The sequence below is a fragment of the Streptomyces sp. NPDC043427 genome (assembly GCF_056436655.1).
The window spans coordinates 20,085-42,604 of the sequence record NZ_JBWKCC010000018.1 but is presented as its reverse complement, the minus strand read 5'-3'; the positions used below and the strand labels follow the sequence as shown (position 1 = coordinate 42,604).

At 71.1% G+C, this 22,520-nt stretch carries 20 protein-coding genes and 1 pseudogene; 9 read left to right on the top strand and 12 right to left on the bottom strand.

All coding sequences use genetic code 11. From position 1 onward, the window contains the following. Positions 1-27: 27 nt before the first annotated feature. Positions 28-822, top strand: coding sequence for a metal-dependent hydrolase (locus AC067M_RS26375; protein ID WP_478699506.1), 795 nt, complete (start codon positions 28-30; stop codon positions 820-822). A 26-nt stretch (positions 823-848) separates the two neighbouring features. Here the strand turns inward: AC067M_RS26375 and AC067M_RS26370 are convergent, their stop codons facing one another. From AC067M_RS26370 to AC067M_RS26355, 4 genes are all read right to left on the bottom strand, one after another. Then, entirely contained in the window at positions 849-1,109 is a 261-nt protein-coding gene (locus AC067M_RS26370; RefSeq protein ID WP_478699505.1) for a type B 50S ribosomal protein L31, read from the bottom strand. Positions 1,110-1,160: 51 nt separating this feature from the next. Further along, positions 1,161-1,631, bottom strand: coding sequence for a DUF5709 domain-containing protein (locus AC067M_RS26365; RefSeq protein WP_478699504.1), 471 nt, complete (start codon positions 1,629-1,631; stop codon positions 1,161-1,163). A gap of 375 nt (positions 1,632-2,006) precedes the next feature. Beyond that, positions 2,007-3,788, bottom strand: coding sequence for an ABC transporter ATP-binding protein (locus tag AC067M_RS26360; RefSeq protein ID WP_478699503.1), 1,782 nt, complete (start codon positions 3,786-3,788; stop codon positions 2,007-2,009). Next, on the bottom strand, positions 3,785-5,638 hold the full coding sequence (locus AC067M_RS26355) for an ABC transporter transmembrane domain-containing protein (RefSeq protein WP_478699502.1): 1,854 nt from the start codon (positions 5,636-5,638) through the stop codon (positions 3,785-3,787). The genes AC067M_RS26360 and AC067M_RS26355 overlap by 4 nt, the downstream gene beginning before the upstream one ends. A gap of 193 nt (positions 5,639-5,831) precedes the next feature. Here AC067M_RS26355 and AC067M_RS26350 point away from each other — a divergent pair, with 193 nt between their 5' ends. The 3 genes from AC067M_RS26350 (at position 5,832) to AC067M_RS26340 (ending at position 10,006) form a co-directional block, all read left to right on the top strand. After that, positions 5,832-6,560, top strand: a complete 729-nt coding sequence (locus AC067M_RS26350; RefSeq protein ID WP_478699501.1) for a L,D-transpeptidase family protein — start codon at positions 5,832-5,834, stop codon at positions 6,558-6,560. A 176-nt stretch (positions 6,561-6,736) separates the two neighbouring features. After that, the gene (locus AC067M_RS26345) at positions 6,737-8,365 is read left to right on the top strand and encodes a peptide-N4-asparagine amidase (RefSeq protein ID WP_478699500.1); all 1,629 of its coding nucleotides are present in this window, start codon (positions 6,737-6,739) and stop codon (positions 8,363-8,365) included. Positions 8,366-8,557: 192 nt separating this feature from the next. Further along, complete coding sequence (locus AC067M_RS26340; protein WP_478699499.1) at positions 8,558-10,006, top strand: cation:dicarboxylate symporter family transporter; 1,449 nt, start codon at positions 8,558-8,560, stop codon at positions 10,004-10,006. An 87-nt stretch (positions 10,007-10,093) separates the two neighbouring features. On the opposite strand, the gene AC067M_RS26335 is transcribed toward AC067M_RS26340, so the two are convergent. Then, a complete protein-coding gene (locus AC067M_RS26335) occupies positions 10,094-10,543 on the bottom strand; it encodes a MarR family winged helix-turn-helix transcriptional regulator (RefSeq protein WP_478699498.1) in 450 nt (149 codons plus the stop codon). 106 nt (positions 10,544-10,649) lie between these two features. Here AC067M_RS26335 and AC067M_RS26330 point away from each other — a divergent pair, with 106 nt between their 5' ends. Together AC067M_RS26330 and mltG are read left to right on the top strand one after the other, a co-directional pair. Next, on the top strand, positions 10,650-12,452 hold the full coding sequence (locus tag AC067M_RS26330) for an ABC transporter ATP-binding protein (RefSeq protein ID WP_478699497.1): 1,803 nt from the start codon (positions 10,650-10,652) through the stop codon (positions 12,450-12,452). Between the two features lie 43 nt (positions 12,453-12,495). After that, a complete protein-coding gene (gene mltG / locus AC067M_RS26325) occupies positions 12,496-13,338 on the top strand; it encodes an endolytic transglycosylase MltG (protein WP_478699496.1) in 843 nt (280 codons plus the stop codon). 77 nt (positions 13,339-13,415) lie between these two features. Here the strand turns inward: mltG and AC067M_RS26320 are convergent, their stop codons facing one another. The 6 genes from AC067M_RS26320 to AC067M_RS26295 form a co-directional block, all read right to left on the bottom strand. Beyond that, positions 13,416-14,492, bottom strand: coding sequence for an NAD(P)-binding domain-containing protein (locus AC067M_RS26320; protein WP_478699495.1), 1,077 nt, complete (start codon positions 14,490-14,492; stop codon positions 13,416-13,418). A 42-nt stretch (positions 14,493-14,534) separates the two neighbouring features. Next, positions 14,535-15,680, bottom strand: a complete 1,146-nt coding sequence (locus AC067M_RS26315) for an LLM class flavin-dependent oxidoreductase (RefSeq protein ID WP_478699494.1) — start codon at positions 15,678-15,680, stop codon at positions 14,535-14,537. A gap of 1 nt (position 15,681) precedes the next feature. Continuing rightward, the gene (locus tag AC067M_RS26310) at positions 15,682-16,713 is read right to left on the bottom strand and encodes an ABC transporter substrate-binding protein (protein WP_478699493.1); all 1,032 of its coding nucleotides are present in this window, start codon (positions 16,711-16,713) and stop codon (positions 15,682-15,684) included. 49 nt (positions 16,714-16,762) lie between these two features. Continuing rightward, positions 16,763-17,536, bottom strand: a complete 774-nt coding sequence (locus AC067M_RS26305; protein WP_478699492.1) for an ABC transporter ATP-binding protein — start codon at positions 17,534-17,536, stop codon at positions 16,763-16,765. Continuing rightward, a complete protein-coding gene (locus AC067M_RS26300; RefSeq protein ID WP_478699491.1) occupies positions 17,509-18,411 on the bottom strand; it encodes an ABC transporter permease in 903 nt (300 codons plus the stop codon). The genes AC067M_RS26305 and AC067M_RS26300 overlap by 28 nt, the downstream gene beginning before the upstream one ends. A gap of 140 nt (positions 18,412-18,551) precedes the next feature. Further along, a complete protein-coding gene (locus tag AC067M_RS26295) occupies positions 18,552-18,635 on the bottom strand; it encodes a putative leader peptide (protein ID WP_349817350.1) in 84 nt (27 codons plus the stop codon). Positions 18,636-18,770: 135 nt separating this feature from the next. Between AC067M_RS26295 and AC067M_RS26290 the strand changes: the two genes are divergently transcribed. Together AC067M_RS26290 and AC067M_RS26285 are read left to right on the top strand one after the other, a co-directional pair. Beyond that, positions 18,771-19,193 (top strand): secondary thiamine-phosphate synthase enzyme YjbQ, encoded by a 423-nt coding sequence (locus AC067M_RS26290; protein ID WP_478699490.1) that lies wholly within the window; start codon positions 18,771-18,773, stop codon positions 19,191-19,193. Positions 19,194-19,455: 262 nt separating this feature from the next. Then, a pseudogene (locus AC067M_RS26285) lies at positions 19,456-19,846 on the top strand (DEAD/DEAH box helicase); the annotation flags it as partial. 187 nt (positions 19,847-20,033) lie between these two features. Here the strand turns inward: AC067M_RS26285 and AC067M_RS26280 are convergent. Continuing rightward, on the bottom strand, positions 20,034-20,726 hold the full coding sequence (locus tag AC067M_RS26280; RefSeq protein WP_478699489.1) for a class I SAM-dependent methyltransferase: 693 nt from the start codon (positions 20,724-20,726) through the stop codon (positions 20,034-20,036). Between the two features lie 112 nt (positions 20,727-20,838). Here AC067M_RS26280 and pgm point away from each other — a divergent pair, with 112 nt between their 5' ends. Further along, a complete protein-coding gene (gene pgm, locus AC067M_RS26275; protein ID WP_478699488.1) occupies positions 20,839-22,479 on the top strand; it encodes a phosphoglucomutase (alpha-D-glucose-1,6-bisphosphate-dependent) in 1,641 nt (546 codons plus the stop codon). The last annotated feature ends 41 nt before the right edge of the window (positions 22,480-22,520 follow it).

Here is a 22,520-nt window from a genome sequence, read left to right as displayed (position 1 = left end):
GCACGAAGAATGGGACGGGCAACGGCCATGATGGGACCAGCACACTCACTGTCGGGCGCCGCGGCCTGGCTCGGCGTCGGGGCGGCGGCGGCCGCAGCCGGGCACACGATGCCCTGGCCGGTCCTGCTGTGCGGTGCGTTGATCTGTGCCGGCGCGGCACTCGCCCCGGACCTCGACCACAAGGCCGCCACGATCTCCCGCTCCTTCGGCCCCCTCTCACGGTGGCTGTGCGAGATCGTCGACAAGCTGTCCTACGCCGTCTACAAGGCGACCAAGAAGCAGGGCGACCCGCGCCGCTCCGGCGGACACCGCACCCTCACCCACACGTGGCTGTGGGCGGTCCTGATCGGCGCCGGCTCCTCGGCCCTGGCGATCACCGGTGGCCGGTGGGCGGTGCTGGCGATCCTCTTCGTGCACATGGTGCTGGCCATCGAAGGTCTGCTGTGGCGGGCGGCCCGCGGTTCCAGCAGCGATGTCCTGGTGTGGTTGCTGGCCGCGACCAGTGCCTGGATCCTCGCCGGAGTGCTGGACAAGCCGGGCAACGGCTCGGACTGGCTGTTCACGGCGCCGGGCCAGGAGTACCTGTGGCTCGGACTGCCGATCGTGCTGGGCGCCCTGGTGCACGACATCGGGGACGCGCTGACCGTGTCCGGCTGCCCGATCCTTTGGCCGATCCCCCTGGGCCGCAAGCGCTGGTACCCGATCGGTCCGCCGAAGGTGATGCGGTTCCGGGCCGGCAGCTGGGTCGAGCTGAAGGTGCTGATGCCGGTGTTCATGCTGCTCGGGGGAGTGGGCGGCGCGGCCGCGCTGAACTTCATCTGAAGCGCACCGTCGATGGCGTCGACTGCTCAGGTGGTGGTGGCCCCGCCCTCGCCGTAGCGCCGCTCGAAGCGGGCGATGCGGCCCTCCGTGTCCACCGTGCGGGCCTTGCCCGTGTAGAACGGGTGGCTCTCCGAGGAGATCTCCACGTCCACGACCGGGTAGGTCTCGCCGTCGTCCCATTCGATGGTCTGGTCGCTGCTCGGGGTGGACCGGGTCAGGAAGGCGTATCCGGCCGCACGGTCACGGAAGACGACGGGGTGGTAGCCGGGGTGCTTGTCCTGCGGCATGTGCGCTCCTTGTGCGGTGGGGGCAGGGGCGACGGGCCCGGGACGCAGGGATCAGCCGGACAGGGCGTCCTCGTCGACGATGTGCACCGCGGCCTCCTCGGCGGAGGCGGCGGCGCCGTCGATACCGACGTCGGTGGCGACCAGCGCGGCCTCGTCGTCCTCGTGCGCGCCTTCGTCGGGAGCCACGAGCCGACCGGAGCGGGCGGCGCCGACCTCGTAGTCCAGCGCTTCGCCGTCGGTGCCGTCGGCGTCGCCGATGCCGTCCCCGTCGGGCGCGGTGAGGTCCGGAACCTCCTCGGCGAGCCGCTGGTCGAGGGTCTCGCCCTGTTGGCGCTCCGACGCCGTCACACCGGAGTGCTCCACGGCCCAGGGCCTCTCCGGAGGGGACCAGCCGCGGTCGAGGGGATCCTCGACACCGTCGTTCTCCAGCGTGTCCTCGGCGTCCAGCAGCCCCGCGTCGTCCTGAACCTCGGAGGCGTCGGGCTGGTACACGTCGTCTCCCCATCCGTCGGCGCTGTTCACGGGTACCTCCAGGGGGTGGGGACGGGCCCGTGCCGGCCGCGGTCTGCGCCGGACCGCAACTGCACGGGACACCGGCTGCGCGCGACGCGAACCGAGACATTCCGGGACGCTTCCCGAGCGGGTGCCGCTTCCCAGCGTTCCACTCCGGATCGGGACCGCGCAACGGCAGACGGTAAGGAAGGCGCGACGGCAGACGGTAGGGAAGGACGGCGGACCGCCCCGACCTGCACGTCGGAGCCGTGGCCGTGGTCTCGGGCAGTGCGGGGGCACCGTCCGCCGCCGGGCCAGGCAGCGCGCGGGGGCCGCCTCGTGGGAGGCGGCCCCCGGTCGGGCGAGCCGTGGGTGGGGCCGGCGGCGGTCTCGTCGGCGCCACGGTCAGCCGTGCCAGGACCTCCACAGTTCCGCGTACGCGCCGTCCGCCGCGACGAGGTCGTCGTGGCTGCCCAGTTCGCTGATGCGGCCGTTCTCGACGACGGCGATGACGTCCGCGTCGTGGGCGGTGTGGAGGCGGTGGGCGATGGCGACCACCGTGCGTCCGTCGAGGACGCGGGCCAGGGACCGCTCCAGATGGCGGGCCGCGCGCGGGTCGAGGAGAGAGGTCGCTTCGTCCAGGACCAGTGTGTGCGGGTCGGCCAGTACCAGTCGGGCCAGCGCGATCTGCTGGGCCTGGGCCGGGGTGAGCGCGACCCCGCCCGAGCCGACCTCGGTGTCCAGGCCGTCGTCGAGAGCCTGCGCCCAGTCGTCCGCGTCGACCGCGCCGAGCGCCGCCCACAGCTCGGCGTCCTCCGCGTCACCGCGGGCGAGGCGGAGGTTGTCGCGCAGGGATCCCACGAAGACGTGGTGCTCCTGGTTGACCAGGGCGACGTGCGAGCGGACCCGCTCCGCCGGCATCCGGGACAGTTCCGCACCGCCGAGGGCTACGCGGCCGTCCCGGGGTGCGTAGATCCCGGCGAGCAGCCGGCCCAGCGTCGACTTCCCCGCGCCCGAGGGGCCGACCAGCGCCAGCCGGGTGCCTGGGGCGACCTCCAAGGACACCTTCCGCAGCACGTCCACGCCCTCGCGGTAGCCGAAGTGGACTCGCTCCGCGAGCACCTCACGCCCGTCGGGCGCCAGCGTGTCGTCTCCGGCGTCGGGCTCGATGTCGCGGACCCCGACCAGCCGGGCCAGCGACACCTGGGCCACCTGAAGCTCGTCGTACCAGCGCAGGATCAGGTTCACCGGGTCGACCAGCATCTGCGCGAGCAGCGCGCCGGTCGTCAGCTGACCGACATCGATCCAGCCCTGGAGCACGAAGGCGCCGCCGAGCATGAGGACGGAGCCGAGGACCGTCACATGGACGATGTTGATGACCGGGAAGAGCACCGACCGCAGCCAGAGGGTGTAGCGCTCCCAGGCCGTCCACTGCCGGATCCGCAGCTCCGACAGCTCGACTCGACGGTCGCCGAGGCGGTGGGCCTCGACGGTGCGCCCGGCGTCGACCGTCTCCGCGAGGGCGGCGGCCACGGCGGCGTATCCGGCGGCCTCCGAGCGGTAGCCGGCCGGGGCCCGCTTGAAGTACCAGCGGCATCCGACCACCAGCAGCGGTACGGCCACCAGCACGGCGGGGGCGAGCGGCGGCGCCATGACGACGAGCCCACCGAGCAGCAGTCCCGCCCACATCACGCCGATGGTCAGCTGCGGCACCGCCTCACGCATCGCGTTGGCGAGCCGGTCGATGTCGGTGGTGATGCGGGAGAGCAGGTCACCCGTCCCGGCCCGCTCCAGGACACCTGGTGGCAGCCGGACCGACCGTACGAGGAAGTCCTCGCGCAGGTCGGCCAGCATCCGCTCGCCGAGCATCGCCCCACGCAGCCGCACCTGCCGTACGAACGCGGCCTGCACGATCAGCGCGAGCACGAACAGCGTGACGGTGAACTCCATGTGGAGCTCCCTGGCATCGTCCGACACGCGCTCGACGAGGTCGCCCAGCAACCAGGGGCCCACCATGGAGGCGACCGTGGCGGCCGTGTTGACGGCGACGAGGAGCAAGAAGGCACGGCGGTGCCGACGCAGCAGCTCACCCACGTAAGTGCGTACGGTCGCGGGGGCGCCCACGGGCAGGGTGTTCGCCGTGGTGGGGGCGGCCGGGTCGTACTCCGGTGGCGCCACGCCGATCATGCTGTCTCCTCAATTTCTTCCAGTTCCTTCAACACACCGTTGAGGGCGACACCCTCGTCTCGCGGTGCTGCCTCCCCCTCGTCCCGCGACGTGCCTTCCCCGCCGCGCAGCGCGACCTCCTCCTCGGTCTCGCGCGTCACCACGGCCCGGTACCGGTGGTCCTCGTACAGCAGTTCGCGGTGCACACCCACCGCCGCGACCTCGCCCTCATGCACGAGGACGACGCGGTCCGCTCGGTCCAGGAGCAGTGGTGAGGAGGTGAACACGACAGTCGTGCGCCCCGCCCGAAGGCCACGCACACCGGTCGCGATCCGTGCCTCGGTGTGCGAGTCGACGGCGGAGGTCGGCTCGTCCAGGACGAGCACCGGCGGGTCGGTGATCAGCGACCGGGCCAGGGCGAGGCGCTGGCGCTGGCCGCCCGACAGGGACCGCCCGCGTTCGGTGATGCGGGCGTCCATCGGGTCCTCGGCGTCGACCGACCCCTGGACGAGCGCCTCCAGGACATCCCCGCACTGCGCGGCCGCCAGCGCGTCCTCGGCGGCGACGTCGCCCGAGGCGGGCACGTCGAGGAGTTCGCGCAGGGTGCCGGAGAGCAACACGGGGTCCTTGTCCTGGACCAGGACGGCAGTCCGCGCGCAGTCCAGCGGCAGTTCGTCCAGCGGAACGCCGCCCAGGAGTACCGACGGACCGTCCTCTGTGGGGTGGCCGCCCAGCCGTTCGGCGAGTCGCCCCGCCGCGTCGGGGTCGCCGCACACCACGGCGGTGAGTCGGCCGCTGGGCGCGAGCAGACCGGTGGCCGGGTCGTACAGGTCCCCGGAGGGCGTGTCGGCCGCCCGCGATCCGTCGGCGTCCGTCGCCCGCTCCAGCGACAGCACCCGGGCGGCCCGTTTGGCCGACGGTCGGGAGAAGGAGTACGCCATGGCGATCTCCTCGAAGTGCCGCAGCGGATAGGTCAGCACCATGACCGAGCTGTAGACGGTGACCAGCTCGCCGACGGTGATGCGGCCCTCGCGGGCCAGGTGGACGCCGTACCAGACGACCGAGACGAGCAGCAGCCCGGGCAGCAGCACCTGGATGGCCGAGATCAGCGACCACATGCGGGCGCTGCGCACGGCGGCACGGCGGACCTCCTGGGAGGCGCGACGGTAGCGGTCGAGGAACAGTTCCTCTCCGCCGATGCCACGCAGCACGCGCAGGCCGGCGACTGTGTCGGAGGCCAGTTCGGTGGCGTAGCCCGCCTTCTCGCGCTGGAAGTCGGCACGGCGGGTCGCGCGGGGCAGCAGGGGCAGCACCGCGAGCGCCAGCACGGGCAGGCCCACGGCGACGACCAGTCCGAGCGCCGGCTGGTAGACGGCCAGACTGACACAGACCAGCACGACGGTCAGCGCGGCGGCGGTGAAGCGCGAGACGGCCTCGACGAACCAGCCGATCTTCTCGACGTCACCCGTGGAGACGGCCACGACCTCGCCGGCCGCGACGCGCCGGGTCAGCCCCGAGCCGAGCCGGGAGGCCTTGCGGGCGAGCAGCTGCTGGACGCGGGCGGCCGCGGTGATCCAGTTGGTGACGGCGGCACGGTGCAGGAACGTGTCACCGATGGCGATACCGGCGCCGAGCAGGGCCATCAGCCCGCCCGCGAGGGCGAGTCGGCCACCCGAGCGGTCGACGACGGCCTGGATGGCGAACCCGACGCAGAACGGCTGAGCGGAGACGGAGAGGAAGTGCAGCAGGCCCCAGGCCAGTGACTCCAACTGACCGCCCAGCTGGTTCCGGCCGAGCCACCAGAGGAATCGAGGCCCCGAGCGCGCGTCCGGCACACCCGGGTCGGGATACGGAAGGTCGTGGATCTGCATGTCGTCCCAGTGGCTCGTGTCAGGGAAGGGATGGGGGGAGGCGAAAGGAGGCAAAGGACAAGGGCCGAGCGCACGGCGATCGGCGGCAACAAACCGTGAAAGGTTCGCGTCGCAGGGTGGTCAAAATCAACCCGTTTTCCGCGGCACCGCCAGGATCCGGCTACCGTCCGTCAGGAGATGCCACCATGGACCGATGCGGACTCGTGGAGTACGGCATGCTCTGGTCGCGATGACGGCCCTCGGAACCCTCTCGGCATCGCTGGGGGCGTGCGGCGGAGGGGGAGCGGTGACCGGGGGCGGCTCCAAGGCCGCCCGCCCCGCCCGCACGACCAGCGACGATCCGACCCGCATCCCGGACGTCGGGGACCGGTTGCAGCGCCGGATCCCGGCCGACTCACGCCAGGTCGTGGCGGTCTACGGCGACGGCAGGAACTCCGCGAACGCGACGGTCGTGCTGTACACGAAGGACGGCACCGTCTGGGACCGGACCCGCAGTTGGCCCGCGCACAACGGCAAGAAGGGCTGGACGACCGACCACCACGAGGGCGACAAGCGCAGCCCCGTCGGCGTGTTCACGCTCAGCGACGCGGGCGGCGTGCTCGCGAACCCCGGCGCGAAACTGCCGTACACCCGCTCCGCCGCCTTCGCGGCCCCGCGCTCGTGGGCCTCCTCGCACTGGCACGACTTCGACTACGTCATCGCCATCGACTACAACCGCGTCAAGGGCACCCCGCCGAACGAACCGACCCGCCCCGAGGGAGAGGAGAAGGGAGGCAGCATCTGGCTCCACCTCGACCACGGCAGCGGTACGTCGGCCTGCGTCAGCCTGTCCAAGCCGGCGATGGAGTACCTGCTGCGCACGCTCGACCCCGCCCGTCATCCCGTGGTGGTCATGGGAGACAGGGCCGACCTGAACGCCTAGGGTCTTTCGTTTGGATCAGGCCGGACCCCGCGAGCCCGGCATGATCCAAACGAGAGGCCCTAGTGCTGTGACCGGGGAGCCGTGCCGGGCGTCGCGAGCCGGTGAACCTTTTCGGTCACAGCACTGGGGGGAGGCATCATTGCGGACGGTGCCCGACTCCCCGTAGAACACCGGCCATGAGAAGCCGGATCATCATGTCCATGCTCGCCGGAGTGACCCTCCTGGCGGGCACCCTTCTAGGAACGGGCCCAGCGCACGCGGTGCCGGATCGAGACACCGGCGCCCCGGGCCGATCGGCGGACGTTCCCGCGGAGTTCGGCACGGACTGGCACGACCCCGTCACCGCCGCCCCGCCCGTCACCCGGCCCGCCGGGAAGTCCTGCCAGGTCACCGTCGCCGAGGCGCAGTTCCGGGACTTCACGCCGTACCAGGGCACCTACACCCCGCCCGAGGGATGCGGTGACCGCTGGAGCAAGGTCGTGCTGCGGCTCGACGGCAGGGTCAAGGGGCGGCAGTTCGACCGGCTCGGGTATGTGCACGTCGGCGGGGTGGAGATCTTCCGCACGTCGACACCGGAACCCTCGCCGGACGGCATCGAGTGGTCCGTCGAGAAAGACGTCACGCGCTACAGCGACACCTTCCGCGCCGGCCACGACGTGGAGATGCTCATCGGCAACGTCGTCGACGATACCTACACCGGAGTGATCGACGTCAAGGTCACGCTCACCTTCTACGAGGGGAGACGGGCCGCTGCACCCGACCGCGTCCTCACCCTCACCGGCGACTCGACCGTCACCACCCCGCGCAACAGCGAGCGCATCGTCGCCGAGGTGTACGCCACCGGCTCCGGCGGCGGCTGCGAGGAGTACTGGTATCTGGCGGTGCCCAAGGAGGCTCCGTACTCCTGCCAGGCCGACGACGGCCCCTACCGCGAGGTGCGGATCAAGGTCGACGGCCGACTCGCCGGGATCGCGGCGCCCTTCCCGCACGTGTGGACCGGCGGCTGGTCGAATCCCTTCCTCTGGTACGTCGTTCCGGGTCCGCGTGCCTTCGACATCAAGCCGATCGAGTACGACCTGACGCCGTTCGCCGGAATCCTCAACGACGGCCGCGCGCACCGCGTCGAGGTCTCCGTCGTCGGCGTGCCCGAGGGGCAGAGCGGCTGGAGCGCGCCGGTCAACGTCCTCGTCTGGCAGGACGCGGAGAAGGACCGGGTCACCGGTGGGCTCACCGAGCTGCGGGCGAGTGACCTCGCCAACTCCTCTACATACACGCCGGGCACGGCGCACCGCCTGGACACCGAGGGCGGCCACCGGCTGACCGTCGCCGGATACGTCGACACGTCTCATGGACGGGTGACGACCACCGTCAGTCGAGCGCTCGCGAGTTCGTCCCTGCATCGCTGGACCGACGGCGAGAGCGTCGACGGGCTGGACGCCACGTGGACGGATGTCGAGTCGGTCACCGTCGACGGACACGGACCGGCCCGCACCACGCGCACACAGCGGACGTACACCATGAAGGGCACGACCACGGTGGGGGCGGACGACCGGCTGCGCACCGTGCTGACCCTCGGGGACCGCGCCGCCGTCGTCGAGACGCGCGGGGAACGGCGCACCGCGTGGTCGCGGCTCGACGACACCTACACGGGCGACGCGACCTTCACCGTCAACGTGCCCAGGGATCAGCGGCACGCGGTCGGTACGACGAGCGAGCGCTACCGGCTGTACGGCTCGGCGGGTTGCTACGACCGCTCGCTGACCACCGTTCAGGGGGTGCTCACCGAAGACCGAAGGGGCTGCTGAGACCGGCTGGGGGCGGACTGCTGAGGCGGTTGTGTGTCGTGCACCACTCGTGACGGATTTACACGGATGCAACGCAGGGGTCTTCCGAAGGATCAAGAAAGCCACCAGAGTGGGCCTTTCACGGAAGCTGCTTTCCGTATCGCAGAAGTCTCCCCCCGGGCTTCTGTGCTCCACGTCCCTCTAGGAGTGCTCGTGCCGCAGTCCGTCCCCTCTCTGCCGCGACGCCTCGCACGCTTGCTGCGTACCTCTCTCTTCACGCAGGTCGCCTGCGCGCTCGTGCTCGGCATCGTCTTCGGAAAGTTGTGGCCCGGCGTGGCCACGGACCTTCAGCCGCTCGGCGACGGTTTCACCCGGCTCATCAAGACGATCATCTCGCCGCTCGTGTTCTGTGTGGTCGTCGTCGGCATCGCCAAGGCCGGTGACCTGAAGGCGTTCGGCCGGATCGGGCTCAAGGCCCTCATCTGGTTCGAGGTCGCGAGCACGCTCGCCCTGATCATCGGACTCCTCGCCGCCAACGTCGTCCAGCCGGGCTCGGGGATGAACGTCGATCCGTCCACGCTCGACGCCTCGGCGGTCGACGCGAAGACGGGCGGCGGTTCGCTGCCGTCGACGACCGAGTTCGCCCTGAATGCGCTGCCCACGAGCTTCATCGGTGCCTTCGCGGAGAACTCCCTGCTCCAGGTGCTCATCCTGGCCTGTCTGGTGGGCGCCGCCCTGCTGCACCTCGGCCACACCAAGGTGCCGCAGGTGCTGCCCGCCATCGAGCAGGCCCAGGAGATCATCTTCGCGATCGTCGGCTTCGTGATGCGGCTGGCGCCGATCGCGGTGTTCGGCGCGATGGCCGTCCTGATCGGCCAGTACGGGCTCGGTGTCATCGAGACATACGCCAAGCTGATCGTCCTGTGTTACGCGGCCGCCGCGCTCTTCATCACGCTGCTCGCCGTCGCCCTGCGGATCGTCACGGGGCTGAGCCTGTGGAAGTTCCTGCGCTACATCCGTGAGGAGATGCTGCTCGCGCTCGGCACCGCCTCCACCGAGGCCGTCATGCCGCGCGTGATGCAGAAGCTGCGCAAGGTGGGCGCCCGCGACGACGCCGTGGGCCTGGTGCTGCCGACGGGGTACTCCTTCAACCTCGACGGCGCGTCGCTCTACCTGTCCATCGGCACCCTGTTCATCGCCCAAGCCGTGGGCGTGGACCTCAGCCTGGGCCAGCAGATCACCGTGGTCCTGGTGCTGATGCTCACCAGCAAGGGCATGGCGGGCATCCCGGGCTCGGCCTTCCTCGCCCTGTCCGCGACCGCCACCTCGCTCGGGGCCATCCCGGCCGGCGCCGTCGCCCTGCTGCTCGGCGTGGACCGCATCATGGACTCGATGCGTGTCGTCACCAACCTGCTGGGCAACTGCGTGGCCGTGCTCGCCGTCTCCCGCTGGGAGGGTGCGCTGGACATCGCACGGGCGAAGAAGATGCTGAACGCGGAGATCGAGTTCGTGCCGGACGCGGACGAGCAGGAAGCCGCCGTCGGGTCCCCGAAGCCCGGGGTGCCCGCGTCCACGTCCACGTCCAAGGCCGCACCCGTGGACGGGATCCCGGTTCAGCCCGGCCAGGAACCCGCCAAGGAGCCCGCCCCCGAGGTCGGTTGACCGGGGCCTCGTCACGACGGCCTTGCGCCCCCGCTCCGGACTGTCGGAGTGGGGGCGCAAGGCCGTTCGTCGTGAAGTGGCGGAATCTCAACAGTCCCGCAAGGGCACCCCGTCGATCAGCGTGTCCAGCAACGCGCCGAACACCTCCCGCTGATCGTCGGTCAGCGGCGCCAGGATCTCGCGCGCGGCGGACCGGCGCGCACCGCGCAACTCCCGCAGGGTCTTGCGACCGTCGTCGGTGAGCTCGATTCGGATCACCCGGCGGTTGGTCGGATCGGGCACGCGGAGCACCCTGCCGCCCGCCTCCAGCCCGTCGACCAGGGAGGTCACCGCCCTGGGGACCACCTCCAGGCGCTCGGCGAGGTCGGCCATGCGGGGCGGGGAGCTGTAGTGCGCCAGCGTGCGCAGCAGCCGGGACTGGGCCGGTGTGACGCCCAGGCCGCACTGCTCGATGTGCCGCTTCTGGATGCGGTGTACGCGGCGCGTGAACCGCAGCAGTTGCTCGGCGAGCATGCCGTCGGGATCGGCGATGGTCATGCGGGAACAATATCAGGATGTCGTTCATTGTGAGTATAGGTAACAATGAGCTAAGCTCCGTCAGTCTCCGCCACGGCTCACGTCGTCTCACTCTCCGTAGGAGCCCATGCACCCCGACACCCCAACCTCCTGGAGCCCATCTGCCGACGCCGGCGAACAGCCACGGCAGGTGCGGCGCATCCTGAAGCTCTTCCGCCCCTATCGCGGCCGGCTCGCGGTCGTCGGCCTGCTCGTCGGTGCCTCCTCGCTGGTCTCGGTGGCCACGCCCTTCCTGCTGAAGGAGACCCTCGACGTCGCGATCCCCGAGGGGCGCACCGGCTTGCTGAGTCTGCTCGCCCTCGGCATGATCCTCAGCGCCGTCCTCGCCGGCGTCTTCGGCGTCCTGCAGACCCTGATCTCCACGACGGTCGGCCAACGCGTGATGCACGACCTGCGCACCGCCGTCTACGACCGCCTGCAGCGCATGTCGCTCGCGTTCTTCACGCGCACGCGTACCGGCGAGGTGCAGTCCCGCATCGCCAACGACATCGGCGGCATGCAGGCCACCGTCACCTCCACCGCCACCTCGCTGGTCTCCAACTTCACCAGCGTGGTCGCCACGATCATCGCGATGGTCGCCCTCGACTGGCGCCTGACGGTCGTCTCGCTGCTCCTGCTGCCGGTCTTCGTGTGGATCAGCCGCCGCGTCGGCAACGAACGCAAGAGGATCACCACCCAGCGCCAGAAGCAGATGGCCACCATGGCCGCCACCGTCACCGAGTCGCTCTCGGTCAGCGGCATCCTCCTCGGCCGCACCATGGGCCGCTCCGACTCCCTCACGCGGTCCTTCGGCGAGGAGTCCGAGCGTCTGGTCGACCTCGAGGTGAGGTCGAACATGGCCGGCCGCTGGCGCATGGCCGTGATCGGGATCGTCATGTCCGCCATGCCGGCCGTCATCTACTGGGCCGCGGGCATGGCCCTCCAGCTCGGCGGCCCGGACGTCTCCCTCGGCACGATCGTCGCCTTCGTCTCCCTCCAGCAGGGCCTGTTCCGCCCGGCGGTCAGCCTGCTGTCGACCGGCGTCCAGATCCAGACCTCGCTCGCCCTCTTCCAGCGCATCTTCGAGTACCTCGACCTGCCGATCGACATCACCGAGCGGCCGGACCCGGTCCACCTCGACCAGGTCAAGGGCGAGGTCCGCTTCGAGAACGTCGAGTTCCGCTACGACGGCAAGGGCAGCCCCGTCCTCGAGGGCATCGACATCACCGTCCCGGCGGGCGGCAGCCTCGCGATCGTCGGCCCGACCGGCGCGGGCAAGTCCACGCTGGGCCACCTCGTGCCCCGGCTGTACGACGTGACGGGCGGCCGGGTCACCCTCGACGGCGTCGACGTGCGCGACCTGGACTTCGACACGCTCGCACGCGCGGTCGGCGTGGTCTCGCAGGAGACGTACCTCTTCCATGCCTCGGTCGCCGACAACCTGCGCTTCGCCAAGCCGGACGCCACCGACGAGGAGCTGTACACCGCGGCGCGCGCCGCGCAGATCCACGACCACATCGCCTCCCTGCCCGACGGTTACGACACGGTCGTCGGCGAGCGCGGCCACCGCTTCTCCGGCGGCGAGAAGCAGCGCCTGGCGATCGCGCGGACGATCCTGCGCGATCCGCCGGTGCTGATCCTCGACGAGGCGACCAGTGCCCTCGACACCCGCACCGAAGCGGCCGTCCAGGAGGCCATCGACGCGCTGTCGGCCAACCGGACCACGCTCACCATCGCCCACCGCCTCTCCACCGTTCGGGGCGCCGACCAGATCGTGGTCCTCGACTCCGGACGCGCGGTCGAACGCGGTACGCACGAGGAGCTGTTGGAGCGGGACGGGCGGTACGCGGGCCTCGTACGCCGGGACGCCCAACTCGAGTCGACAAGCTGAAGATATGCCAGGTTTGTGACGATATGCGGGTTACCGTGCCCGCATGCAGATGAACACTCCGCCACGGAGCACGATTCGACTGACGCGCCGGGGACGACTCGCCCTCGTCATGGCCGGCGCCGTCGTGACCGGCACCGCCGTGGCGGTGCCGCTGCTGATCCTTGGCACCGAGGAGGAGGCCAAGCCCACCAGCCTGGTGATCCCCGAGGGATGGCGGGCCGGCCAGATCTACGAAGCCGTCGACAAGGTGCTCGAACTGCCCTCGGGCACGGCCAAGAAGTCGCTGGAGCGGGCCAACCTGAGGCTCCCCAGCGACGCCGACGGCAACCCGGAAGGCTACCTCTTCCCGGCGACGTACCCGCTCGGCGCGAAGGCGACGCCGGAGTCCCTGCTGAAGGCCATGGTCGACACCGCGAACGCCAAGTTCCACAAGGCCCCGATCGCCGCCGGCGCCCAGCGCAACGCGATGAACGTCTACCAGGCCGTCACCATCGCGAGCCTCGTCCAGGCCGAGGCCGCCACCAAGGCCGACATGGGGAAGGTGGCCCGGGTGGTCTTCAACCGCCTGGAGCGCGGCATGCCGCTCCAGATGGACTCCACCATCAACTACGCGCTCAACCGCACCACACTGCGCACCACGGAGGCCGACACCCGGATCGACAGCCCCTACAACTCCTACCAGCGCATGGGTCTGCCGCCCACTCCGATCGACAGCCCCGGCGAGGAGGCCCTGCGCGCCGCGATCAGCCCACCCCCGGGCGACTGGCTGTACTTCGTCACGGTCAAACCGGGCGACACACGCTTCACGGCCGACTACGCGGAGCACGAGCGCAACGTCGCCGAGTTCAACCGCAACCAGCAGAGCGCGTCGGCGTCCGCCGGCTGACCCGGCCCGCTGGAGTTCGGGCATGCGCGGCGTGTCCATGCCGCCGCGGGCGGACCCGGCACACCCCAGCCGGAGGCTCAGGCCGCGACGGTCTCCTCGGTCAGCAGTCGCCTGATGTCCCGCACGGCCGAGCGCCCGGCGCGGTTGGCGCCGATGGTGCTGGCCGACGGGCCGTAGCCCACCAGATGGACCCGTGGATCGGCGACCGCGCGGGTCCCGTCGAGCCGGATGCCGCCGCCCGGCTCGCGCAGCCGTAGCGGTGCCAGATGGTCGATGGCGGCCCGGAAACCGGTCGCCCACAGGATGACGTCGGCGTCGACCCGCCGACCGTCGCCCCACTCCACACCCGCGGGTGTGATCCGGTCGAACATCGGCTGCCGGTCGAGGACCCCGTCCTCCAGCCCACGCCGGATCGCGTCGTTCAGCGGCAGCCCGGTCACCGAGACGACACTCCGGGGCGCCAGGCCCTGCCGGACCCGCTCCTCCACCAGGGCGACCGCGGCACGGCCCGCACCCTCGTCGAAGGGGCCCTCGCGGAACACGGGCGGCCGACGCGTCACCCAGGTGGTGGCGGCCGCGTAAGGGGCGAGCTCCAGGAGATGCTGTGTGCCGGAGGCGCCGCCGCCCACCACGATCACCCGCTGCCCGGCGAACGCCTCGGGCCCCGGGTACTGCGCGGTGTGCAACTGCCGTCCCCGGAACGTCTCCTGACCCGGGTAGCGCGGCCAGAACGGCCGGTCCCAGGTGCCGGTCGCGTTGATCAGCGCCCGCGTCGACCACACACCGTCGGACGTCTCGACACGCAGCCGCCCGTCCGGCCCCTCCCGCACGGCCCGCACGTCGACCGGCCGCCGCACCCGAAGGTCGAAGGTGCGCTCGTAGGTGTCGAAGTACGCGGCGATGACCTCGGACGACGGCCGCCCGCCGTCCGCACCTGTGAGCTCCATGCCGGGCAGGGAGTGCATCCCGTGCACCTTGCCGTACGTCAGCGACGGCCACCGGAACTGCCAGGCACCGCCCGGGCCGGGGGAGTGGTCGAGAACCACGAAGTCGCGCTCCGGTTCAAAACCGCTGCGCCGGAGGTGAAAGGCGCTGGACAGACCTGCCTGCCCAGCGCCTGTGACGACTACCTCGACCTCGCGCGTGTTGTTCACGTTTCTACCAACAGTGGCGAGGTCGTGGATCTTCCCGCGCGCTCAGCGCCCGCTCGCGACGAGAAACGGGACTCCCGCCCCCGCCTTCGCAGGGCCCACCAGCCCACGGGCCGCCAGCTCGGGAATCACACCCTCCCCGAACCAGTACGCCTCCTCCAAGTGCGGGTACCCCGACAGCACGAAGTGCTCAACACCCAGCGCGTGGTACTCCTCGATCAGATCGGCCACCTCCGCATGACTGCCGACCAGTGCCGTGCCCGCGCCGCCGCGGACGAGGCCGACGCCCGCCCACAGGTTCGGGTGGATCTCCAGGCCGGCGCGCGAGCCGCCGTGCAGGGCGAGCATCCGCTGCTGGCCCACTGACTCACTGCGCCCGAGCGCCGCCTGCGCGGACGCGATGGTGTCCGCGTCGAGGTCGTCGAGCAGCCGGTTCGCAGTCGTCCACGCCTCGGCGGAGGAGTCACGGGAGATGGTGTGCAGCCGGATCCCGAAGCGGACCGTGCGCCCCTCCCGCTCGGCCAGCGAGCGGATCCAGTCGATCTTCTCCTTGACCTGGGCGGGCGGCTCGCCCCACGTCAGATAGACGTCGGCGTGCCGGGCGGCGACCGGCCCGGCCGCCGCCGACGACCCGCCGAAGAACACCTGCGGGACCGGGTCCGGCGGCACTGCGGTCAGCCCGTCGTCGACCTGGTAGTGCTCACCGTGGAAGTCGTACGGCTGCCCCTGCCACACCCCGCGGACGACCGACAGGAACTCGTCCGTACGGGCGTAGCGGCGGTCGTGGTCGAGACGGTCGCCGAAGCGGCGCTGTTCGGTCGAGTCACCGCCGGTGACGACGTTCAGCAGCAGCCGCCCGCGCGTCAGGCGCTGGTAGGTCGCCGCCATCTGGGCTGCGAGCGTCGGCGAGATCAGCCCCGGCCGGAACGCCACCAGGAACTTCAGCCGTTCGGTGTGCTGGGCGAGCGCGACGGTCGTCAGCCAGGCGTCCTCGCACCAGGTGCCGGTCGGCGTCAGCACCGCCTCGAAGCCCAGCCGTTCGGCGGCCTTGGCGATCTGCGCGAGGTACTCGATGTCCGGGGCGCGCAAGCCGGCCATCCGCCGAGCCTTGTTCGGGCCGTAGGCGTGCCGGTCCACGAGCGTGCGGCCGTCGCCGCCCGTGGGCAGGAACCAGTGGAGACGTACGGTCATGTCACTGCTCCTTGAAGACGCGCGGAGCGGTCGTGGACGGCGGCAGGTCGCCGTTGTAGCGGGTGTCGACGAAGTCCCCGAAGTTCACCTTGCGCGGGATCAGCTTCAGGCTCGTGAAGGTGTCCGCGATCTCCTGCTCGGAGGCGATGAGCGGCTTGTCGACCGCGACGGGAACACGGGAAGCGTTGGTGCGCTTGACCGCTGCCAGCGCTGACTCGTAGGGCAGCCCCGTGTCCTCGGCCCACACCTTGGCCCACTCCTCGGGGTGGTCGTACACCCAGGCGTAGGCGCGGCGCAGCCGGTCCAGGTAGTCCTTGACGGCGGCGGACTTCTTCTTGTTCTTCAGCGCGTCGGGCGACGCCACCTGGAAGGTGAGGCCGTTGGTGATGCCGTCGCCAGTGGTGAGCACACGGCCCTGCTTGGCCTCGAGCACCTGCGAGGTGTACGGGTCCCACACCGCCCACGCGTCCACCTTGCCGGAGGTGAACGCGGCCAGCGCGTCGGCGGGCTGGAGGTACTTCACCTTGACGTCGCCGAAGGTCAGCCCGGCCTTCTTCAGGCTGGCCACCAACTGGTAGTGCGCGGAGGACCCCTGCGCCACGGCGATGGACCTGCCCTTGAGCTGCTCGGGGTTCTTCAGCTTCGAGTCGTTGGGTACGAGGATGGCGTCGCCCTTGGACGTGCCGTGCCAGGCGGCCACCACCGAGATGCTGGAGTTGGCCCCGGCCGCGAAGACCGGCGGGGTGTTGCCGACGCCGCCGATGTCGACGGCCTTGGCGTTGACGGCTTCGAGGAGGGGCGGGCCCGAGGTGAACGTGGACCACTTGATCTTGTAGTCGAGGTTCTTGAGTTCTCCGGCGGCCCGCAGGATGGCCTCCGAACCACCCTTCTGATCACCGACGTCGAGCGTGAGCGAGCCCTTGCCGTCGGTGCCGCCGCCCGTCGAGGTGTTCGCCGCCGAGTTGCCGCCGCAGGCGGTGAGCGCGAGGGCGAAGGGGAGGAGCAGGGCGGCGGGGGCGAGACGTCGTCGCATGGGGGATCCGTTCTGTGGTGTTGCTCTGGTGTCCGGGGGAGGAGGGGGATCAGGCGGCCTCGGCGGCGGTGTCGACGCCCAGGCGCTCCAGGAGACCGGCGCGCAGTTCGGCGAACCGGGGGTCGGCGATGTCGCGCGGGCGGTCGAGGTCGATCTCCTGCTCGTGCGCGATGACACCGCCGTCCATCACGAGGACGCGGTCGGCGAGCAGGACCGCCTCCTCCACGTCGTGCGTGACCAGCAGCACGGCGCAGCCGCGGCGCTGCCACAACTCGCCCACCAGACGCTGGGCCTTGATGCGGGTCAGCGCGTCGAGCGCGCCGAACGGCTCGTCGAGCAGCAGCAGATCGGGCTCGCGCACCAGAGCGCGGGCCAGGGAGGCGCGCTGGGCCTCGCCGCCGGAGAGGGTCTTGGGCCAGGCGTCGGAGCGGTGGCCGAGGCCGACCTCGGTGAGGGCCTGCTCGGCGACGGAACGCCCCGGCTTGCCCGGCAGACCGAGCAGGACGTTGCGCCACACCTTCTTCCACGGCATCAGCCGGGGTGCCTGGAAGGCGACGGCCTTGCGGCGCGGCACCAGCACGGTGCCCTCGATGTCGCGGTCGAGCCCCGCGAGGACGCGCAGCAGTGTCGACTTGCCGCAGCCGCTGCGGCCGAGCAGTGCCACGAACTCGCCCGGGCGGACGTCGAGTCGGAGCTCGTCGATGACGGCACGTCCGTCGAAGGAGCGGGTCAGTCCCTCCACATGCACGGCGTGCGGTACGGCCTGCGGCACGCCCAGGGCGCCCGCTTCGGGGCTCACCGGCCGGTGAACGTCGGTCGCCATTGCAGCAGCAGCCTTTCGAGGGAGCGGACGATGAAGTCGGCGAGCAGGCCGAGGAAGGCGTAGACGATCAGGCAGACCATGATCACGTCGGTCCGCAGGAAGTCCCGCGCCTGCACCATCAGGAAGCCGATGCCGGAGTCGGCGTTGACCTGCTCGGCGAAGACCAGCGCGAGCCAGGCGATGCCGAGCGAGTAGCGCAGGCCCGTCATGGCGTTCGGCAGCGCGCCCGGGAGGACGACGTGCCGTACGAGTCCCCAGCGCGACAGCCCGAGGGACTCCCCGGCCTCGATGAGCTGGGAGTCGACGCCGCGGATGCCGGCGTAGACGTTGAGGTAGAGCGGGAACGTCACGCCGAGGGTGATGATGGCGACCTTCGGGGCCTCGCCGATGCCGAACCAGATGATGAACAGCGGGATGAGGCCCACGAAGGGCACGGTCCGCAGCATCTGCACGGGGGCGTCCACGAGGTCCTCGCCGATCCGGAACAGGCCGGAGACGAGGGCGAGCGTGGTGCCGACGACCGTGCCGAGCAGCAGGCCGACGGCGACGCGCTGGAGCGAGGTGGTCATCGCCTCGGTCAGCGATCCGTCGGACACCAGGTCCCTGGCGACCTCAGCGATCCGGCCCGGCGAGGCCAGCACGTCAGGCGTCAACACACCTGTGCTGCTGAGGAGTTGCCACAACGCGAGGAGCAGGAGCGGGCCGCTGGTGCGGCGCAGCCAGCGGGGGACGCGGGTGCGGCGGGAGGAGCTGGGGATCAGGCGTTCGAGGTCGGGTGAGGGCTGGGTGCCGGCCTCGACCTCGGTGGTCTCGGAGGCGCATATGGGGGAAATGTCGGACTGTGGCGAGTCGGGCGGGGCATGGCTGATGCTCATGGGGGCTCCACAGGAGGAGAGCGGCCAGAGAGGGAGGAGACCTGCCTGTGCGTCGCCGCGTCACGGAGGTGTGGGGCCGGTCCGGACGTGCGGATGCGGCGGGCGCAGGCGCGAGAAAGGTGAAGAGAGGTGAAAAGGCGTCAGCAGCCGCGGCGACACGCGGCGGAGGCCACCCGCAGCAGGTCGATGTGACCGCGCGTGGTGAGCAGGGCTGAACGCAACATGCGGCCGAAGGTAGTCATCCGGCGTGCTCATGGTCAACGGTGTCTCGCGGGATGGACCCCTCGTATCAGGGGGCGAGAGTACGGTCGGGTGTGCGGTACGGGTGTGAAACCGGGCGGATGGGTCAGGATGGGAGCATGTCAGATGCCTTCACCACCCGAGTCCTGAACGTCTCCACCGGTTCCGCGGAGAGGATCGCCGACCTCACCCGTGACTGCGAGGCCTTCCTGCGGGAGGCGGCCGCGGGCCGCGACGGGCTGCTGAACGTCTTCACACCGCACGCGACCGCCGGCGTGGCGATCATCGAGACGGGCGCCGGCAGCGACGACGACCTCCTCGCCGCCCTGCACACCCTCCTGCCCGCCGACGACCGCTGGCAGCACCGCCACGGCAGCCCCGGCCACGGCCGCGACCACGTCCTCCCGGCCCTCGTCCCACCCCACGCGACCCTGCCGGTCATCGACGGACGCCTGGAGTTGGGTACGTGGCAGTCGGTGTGTCTGGTGGATACGAACAGGGACAATCCGGACCGGAAGGTCCGCCTGTCGTTCCTGGGCTGAAGCGGCGCGGAGCCGACCTGCAGCCCCACTTCGGGCCCCAGCTCACGGATTTTGGTGTCCCGCTGGAATTCGGTCAGATACACATTCGGCTCGTTCCGGCAATCTATCCGGCTCATTCCTGTCGGGAATTCCTCGATGCGCGCCCTGTCGAGGAAGGTTCTCCATGAGCCGTTCAGCTCGCCCGAACGACCGCACCGGGCGCCGTTTCCCCACGTCGCAGGGGGAGTTCACGCTGCCGGTCACCGTCACCCCGGCCCTTCCCGTCGATCCGCTCAGCGACCGCAAGGACTACCTGCACCGCGGTGGCCGTACTGCCCGCGCCGGCGAGTCCGGCAGTGTCGTGGCGCTGGTCCTCCCCCATCAGCGCAAGGATGTGGCCCGTCTCATGTCCGACGCGGGCATCAGGCCCCAGATCACGCAGGTCCGCTCCGGCGAGGCCGAGCTGAGCCGCATCACCGGCGCCCAGGCTCCGTCCGGTGTCCCCGTCGGGGGCAGCGGGCCGGTCGCGGAGCGCCCCAAGTGCGGCGGTGCCCCCTTCCGTCGTCTGGGCACCCGCCCGGGGCGGGGCGGCGGTGGTGAGTCCCGCCGGTCTGCTGAGGGCCCGTCAGATCGCCGAGGCCCGCAAGGCCGCTCGGGTCCGCCGCGGCGCATAGCCCGGCAGCGGTGTGGCGCACAGGTCGGCAGCGGTGCCCGGGTACCGCCGCGGACCCTGAGCGCCAGGTCGGCGGACATCACGGCGAAGCGGGCCCCAGCCTCCGGCGCCCTTGCCGAGACCGGCATCCGCTGGTCCTCGTCCGCCGCGACCCCGAGACGTACGAGCAAGTCCAGATCGCCTGATTGTCAGCGTCCGGTCTCGTCGCGGCGGCAGTGCAGGAAGAGGTGGGGCTCGGGCCCGGCGCCGGGGTGGTCCGGGGTGAAGGTGGTGCTGAGCCGGGACAGCACCGTCAGTCCCGCCGCCTCCACCACGCCGGTGACGTCCTCCTCGGTGAAGCTCGTCGCGCGGACCCGCTGACCCATGAAGACCACCTCGAGGTCCTCCACGTCCGCGGGTACGGTGGCCAGCACCAGATGCCCGCCGGGGCTCAGGGCCAGAGCCAGCCGCCGCATCAGAGCCGACTGCTCGGCGCGGGTCATCTGCAGCAGCGAGAAGAACACGCACACGCCGTCGAACGAGTCCGCTTCGAGCGCGAGATCCCTGATGTCGCCGCAGCGGAAATCGGCCCCGGGGACCTGCCGGGCGGCGAGTTCGACCATGACGGGGGAGACGTCGACGCCCAGCACCGAGTGCCCCGCCGCGATGAGCGCGGCCGCGGTGGGCCGCCCGGTGCCGCTGCCCACGTCCAGCGTCCGCGCGGCGGGCGGCAGCCGCTCGATCAGCCACTCCAGCGCGGACAGGTGTGCGGGGGCATGGGCGAACGCCTTCTCGTAGTCGGCGCCCAGCGCGTCGAACAGCACGGCGGCGGGCGGCCGTTGGTCCTCGTGACTTGTGTCGTCGTGCCTCACGTCGGCATCCCCTCGCTCGTCGGCCCGCATCGTCGCACCCGCCGGACGTGTGCCACAACGGCGGCCCGGTGCGCGTCCCGGCGGGCCGGGCGGGGGAGAATGAGGGCCGTACCCAACGGTCGACCTTGTTGAGGAGCGGGAAATGCAGGACGCGCGAGCGGGCCAGGTCGCCGGGCCCGAGGACCTCATTGACGTGGCGCGCCTGGTCACGGCGTACTACGCGCTGCACCCCGACCCGGCCGAACCGGGGCAGCGGGTGGCGTTCGGCACCTCGGGACACCGCGGCTCGTCTCTCGCGGCGGCGTTCAACGAGGACCACATCGCAGCCACCAGCCAGGCCATCTGCGAATACCGCGCCGCCCAGGGCACCGACGGCCCCCTCTTCCTCGGCGCCGACACCCACGCCCTGTCGGAGCCCGCCCGGATCACGGCGCTCGAGGTCTTCGCGGCGAACGAGGTGACCGTCCTCATCGACCAGGCCGACGGATACACGCCCACCCCCGCCGTCTCGCACGCGATCCTCACCCACAACCGGTCGCGCACGTCCGGTTTCGCCGACGGCGTGGTGGTCACCCCCTCGCACAACCCGCCTGCCGACGGCGGCTTCAAGTACAACCCCCCGAGCGGCGGTCCCGCCGGATCCGAGGCGACCTCCTGGATCCAGGACCGCGCCAACGAGATCATCGTCGGCGGCATGAAGGACGTACGGCGCATCCCCTACAGCCGCGCCCTGACCGCCCCCGGCACCGGCCGCCACGACTTCCTCGGCGCCTACGTGGCCGACCTGCCGAACGTGCTGGACCTGGACGCGATCCGGTCCGCCGGCGTGCGCATCGGCGCCGATCCGCTGGGCGGCGCCTCGGTCGCCTACTGGGGCCGTATCGCCGAGCAGCACCACCTCGACCTGACCGTGGTGAACCCGCTCACCGACCCCACCTGGCGCTTCATGACGCTCGACTGGGACGGCAAGATCCGCATGGACTGCTCCTCGCCGTACGCCATGGCCTCGCTCATCGAGCAGCGCGAGCGGTTCGACATCGCCACCGGCAACGACGCCGACGCCGACCGGCACGGCATCGTGACGCCGGACGCGGGCCTGATGAACCCCAACCACTACCTGGCCGTGGCGATCTCATACCTGTTCTCCCACCGCAGGCAGTGGCCCGAAGGGGCCGGCATCGGCAAGACCCTGGTGTCGTCGAGCATGATCGACCGAGTCGCGGCGGACGTCGGCCGTCCGCTGGTGGAAGTCCCCGTCGGCTTCAAGTGGTTCGTGGACGGTCTGTCCGACGGCACGCTCGGCTTCGGCGGCGAGGAGTCGGCGGGCGCGTCCTTCCTGCGCCACGACGGCTCGGTGTGGACCACTGACAAGGACGGCATCATCCTGGCCCTGCTCGCCTCCGAGATCACGGCGGTCACGGGCCAGACCCCCTCGCAGCACTACGCCCGGCTCACCGACCGCTTCGGCGCCCCCGCCTACGCGCGCGTCGACGCCCCGGCCTCCCGCGAGGAGAAGGCCCTGCTCGCCAAGCTGTCCCCGCGCCAGGTCACCGCCGACACCCTCGCCGGAGAGCCGGTCACCACGGTCCTCACCGAGGCGCCCGGCAACGGCGCCGCCCTCGGCGGCATCAAGGTGGCCACCGCGAACGCCTGGTTCGCCGCCCGTCCGTCGGGTACCGAGGACGTCTACAAGATCTACGGGGAGTCGTTCCTCGGCCCGGACCATCTGCGCCAGGTCCAGGAGGAGGCCAGGTCCGTGGTGCTCGGGGCGCTCGGAGCCTGACGCGACATCCGGCCGTCCCTGGCAGCTGCTGCCCGCCTGCA

Coding starts and splice junctions, on each gene's coding strand:
- AC067M_RS26350 (WP_478699501.1), top strand. CDS start 5,832: ATGCGGACTCGTGGAGTACGGCATGCTCTGGTCGCGATGACGGCCCTC.
- AC067M_RS26305 (WP_478699492.1), bottom strand. CDS start 17,536: ATGGCGACCGACGTTCACCGGCCGGTGAGCCCCGAAGCGGGCGCCCTG.
- AC067M_RS26355 (WP_478699502.1), bottom strand. CDS start 5,638: ATGCAGATCCACGACCTTCCGTATCCCGACCCGGGTGTGCCGGACGCG.
- AC067M_RS26280 (WP_478699489.1), bottom strand. CDS start 20,726: ATGCGGGCCGACGAGCGAGGGGATGCCGACGTGAGGCACGACGACACA.
- AC067M_RS26330 (WP_478699497.1), top strand. CDS start 10,650: ATGCACCCCGACACCCCAACCTCCTGGAGCCCATCTGCCGACGCCGGC.
- AC067M_RS26335 (WP_478699498.1), bottom strand. CDS start 10,543: ATGACCATCGCCGATCCCGACGGCATGCTCGCCGAGCAACTGCTGCGG.
- AC067M_RS26370 (WP_478699505.1), bottom strand. CDS start 1,109: ATGCCGCAGGACAAGCACCCCGGCTACCACCCCGTCGTCTTCCGTGAC.
- pgm (WP_478699488.1), top strand. CDS start 20,839: ATGCAGGACGCGCGAGCGGGCCAGGTCGCCGGGCCCGAGGACCTCATT.
- mltG (WP_478699496.1), top strand. CDS start 12,496: ATGCAGATGAACACTCCGCCACGGAGCACGATTCGACTGACGCGCCGG.
- AC067M_RS26295 (WP_349817350.1), bottom strand. CDS start 18,635: ATGTTGCGTTCAGCCCTGCTCACCACGCGCGGTCACATCGACCTGCTG.
- AC067M_RS26315 (WP_478699494.1), bottom strand. CDS start 15,680: ATGACCGTACGTCTCCACTGGTTCCTGCCCACGGGCGGCGACGGCCGC.
- AC067M_RS26300 (WP_478699491.1), bottom strand. CDS start 18,411: ATGAGCATCAGCCATGCCCCGCCCGACTCGCCACAGTCCGACATTTCC.
- AC067M_RS26310 (WP_478699493.1), bottom strand. CDS start 16,713: ATGCGACGACGTCTCGCCCCCGCCGCCCTGCTCCTCCCCTTCGCCCTC.
- AC067M_RS26375 (WP_478699506.1), top strand. CDS start 28: ATGATGGGACCAGCACACTCACTGTCGGGCGCCGCGGCCTGGCTCGGC.
- AC067M_RS26360 (WP_478699503.1), bottom strand. CDS start 3,788: ATGATCGGCGTGGCGCCACCGGAGTACGACCCGGCCGCCCCCACCACG.
- AC067M_RS26345 (WP_478699500.1), top strand. CDS start 6,737: ATGAGAAGCCGGATCATCATGTCCATGCTCGCCGGAGTGACCCTCCTG.
- AC067M_RS26290 (WP_478699490.1), top strand. CDS start 18,771: ATGTCAGATGCCTTCACCACCCGAGTCCTGAACGTCTCCACCGGTTCC.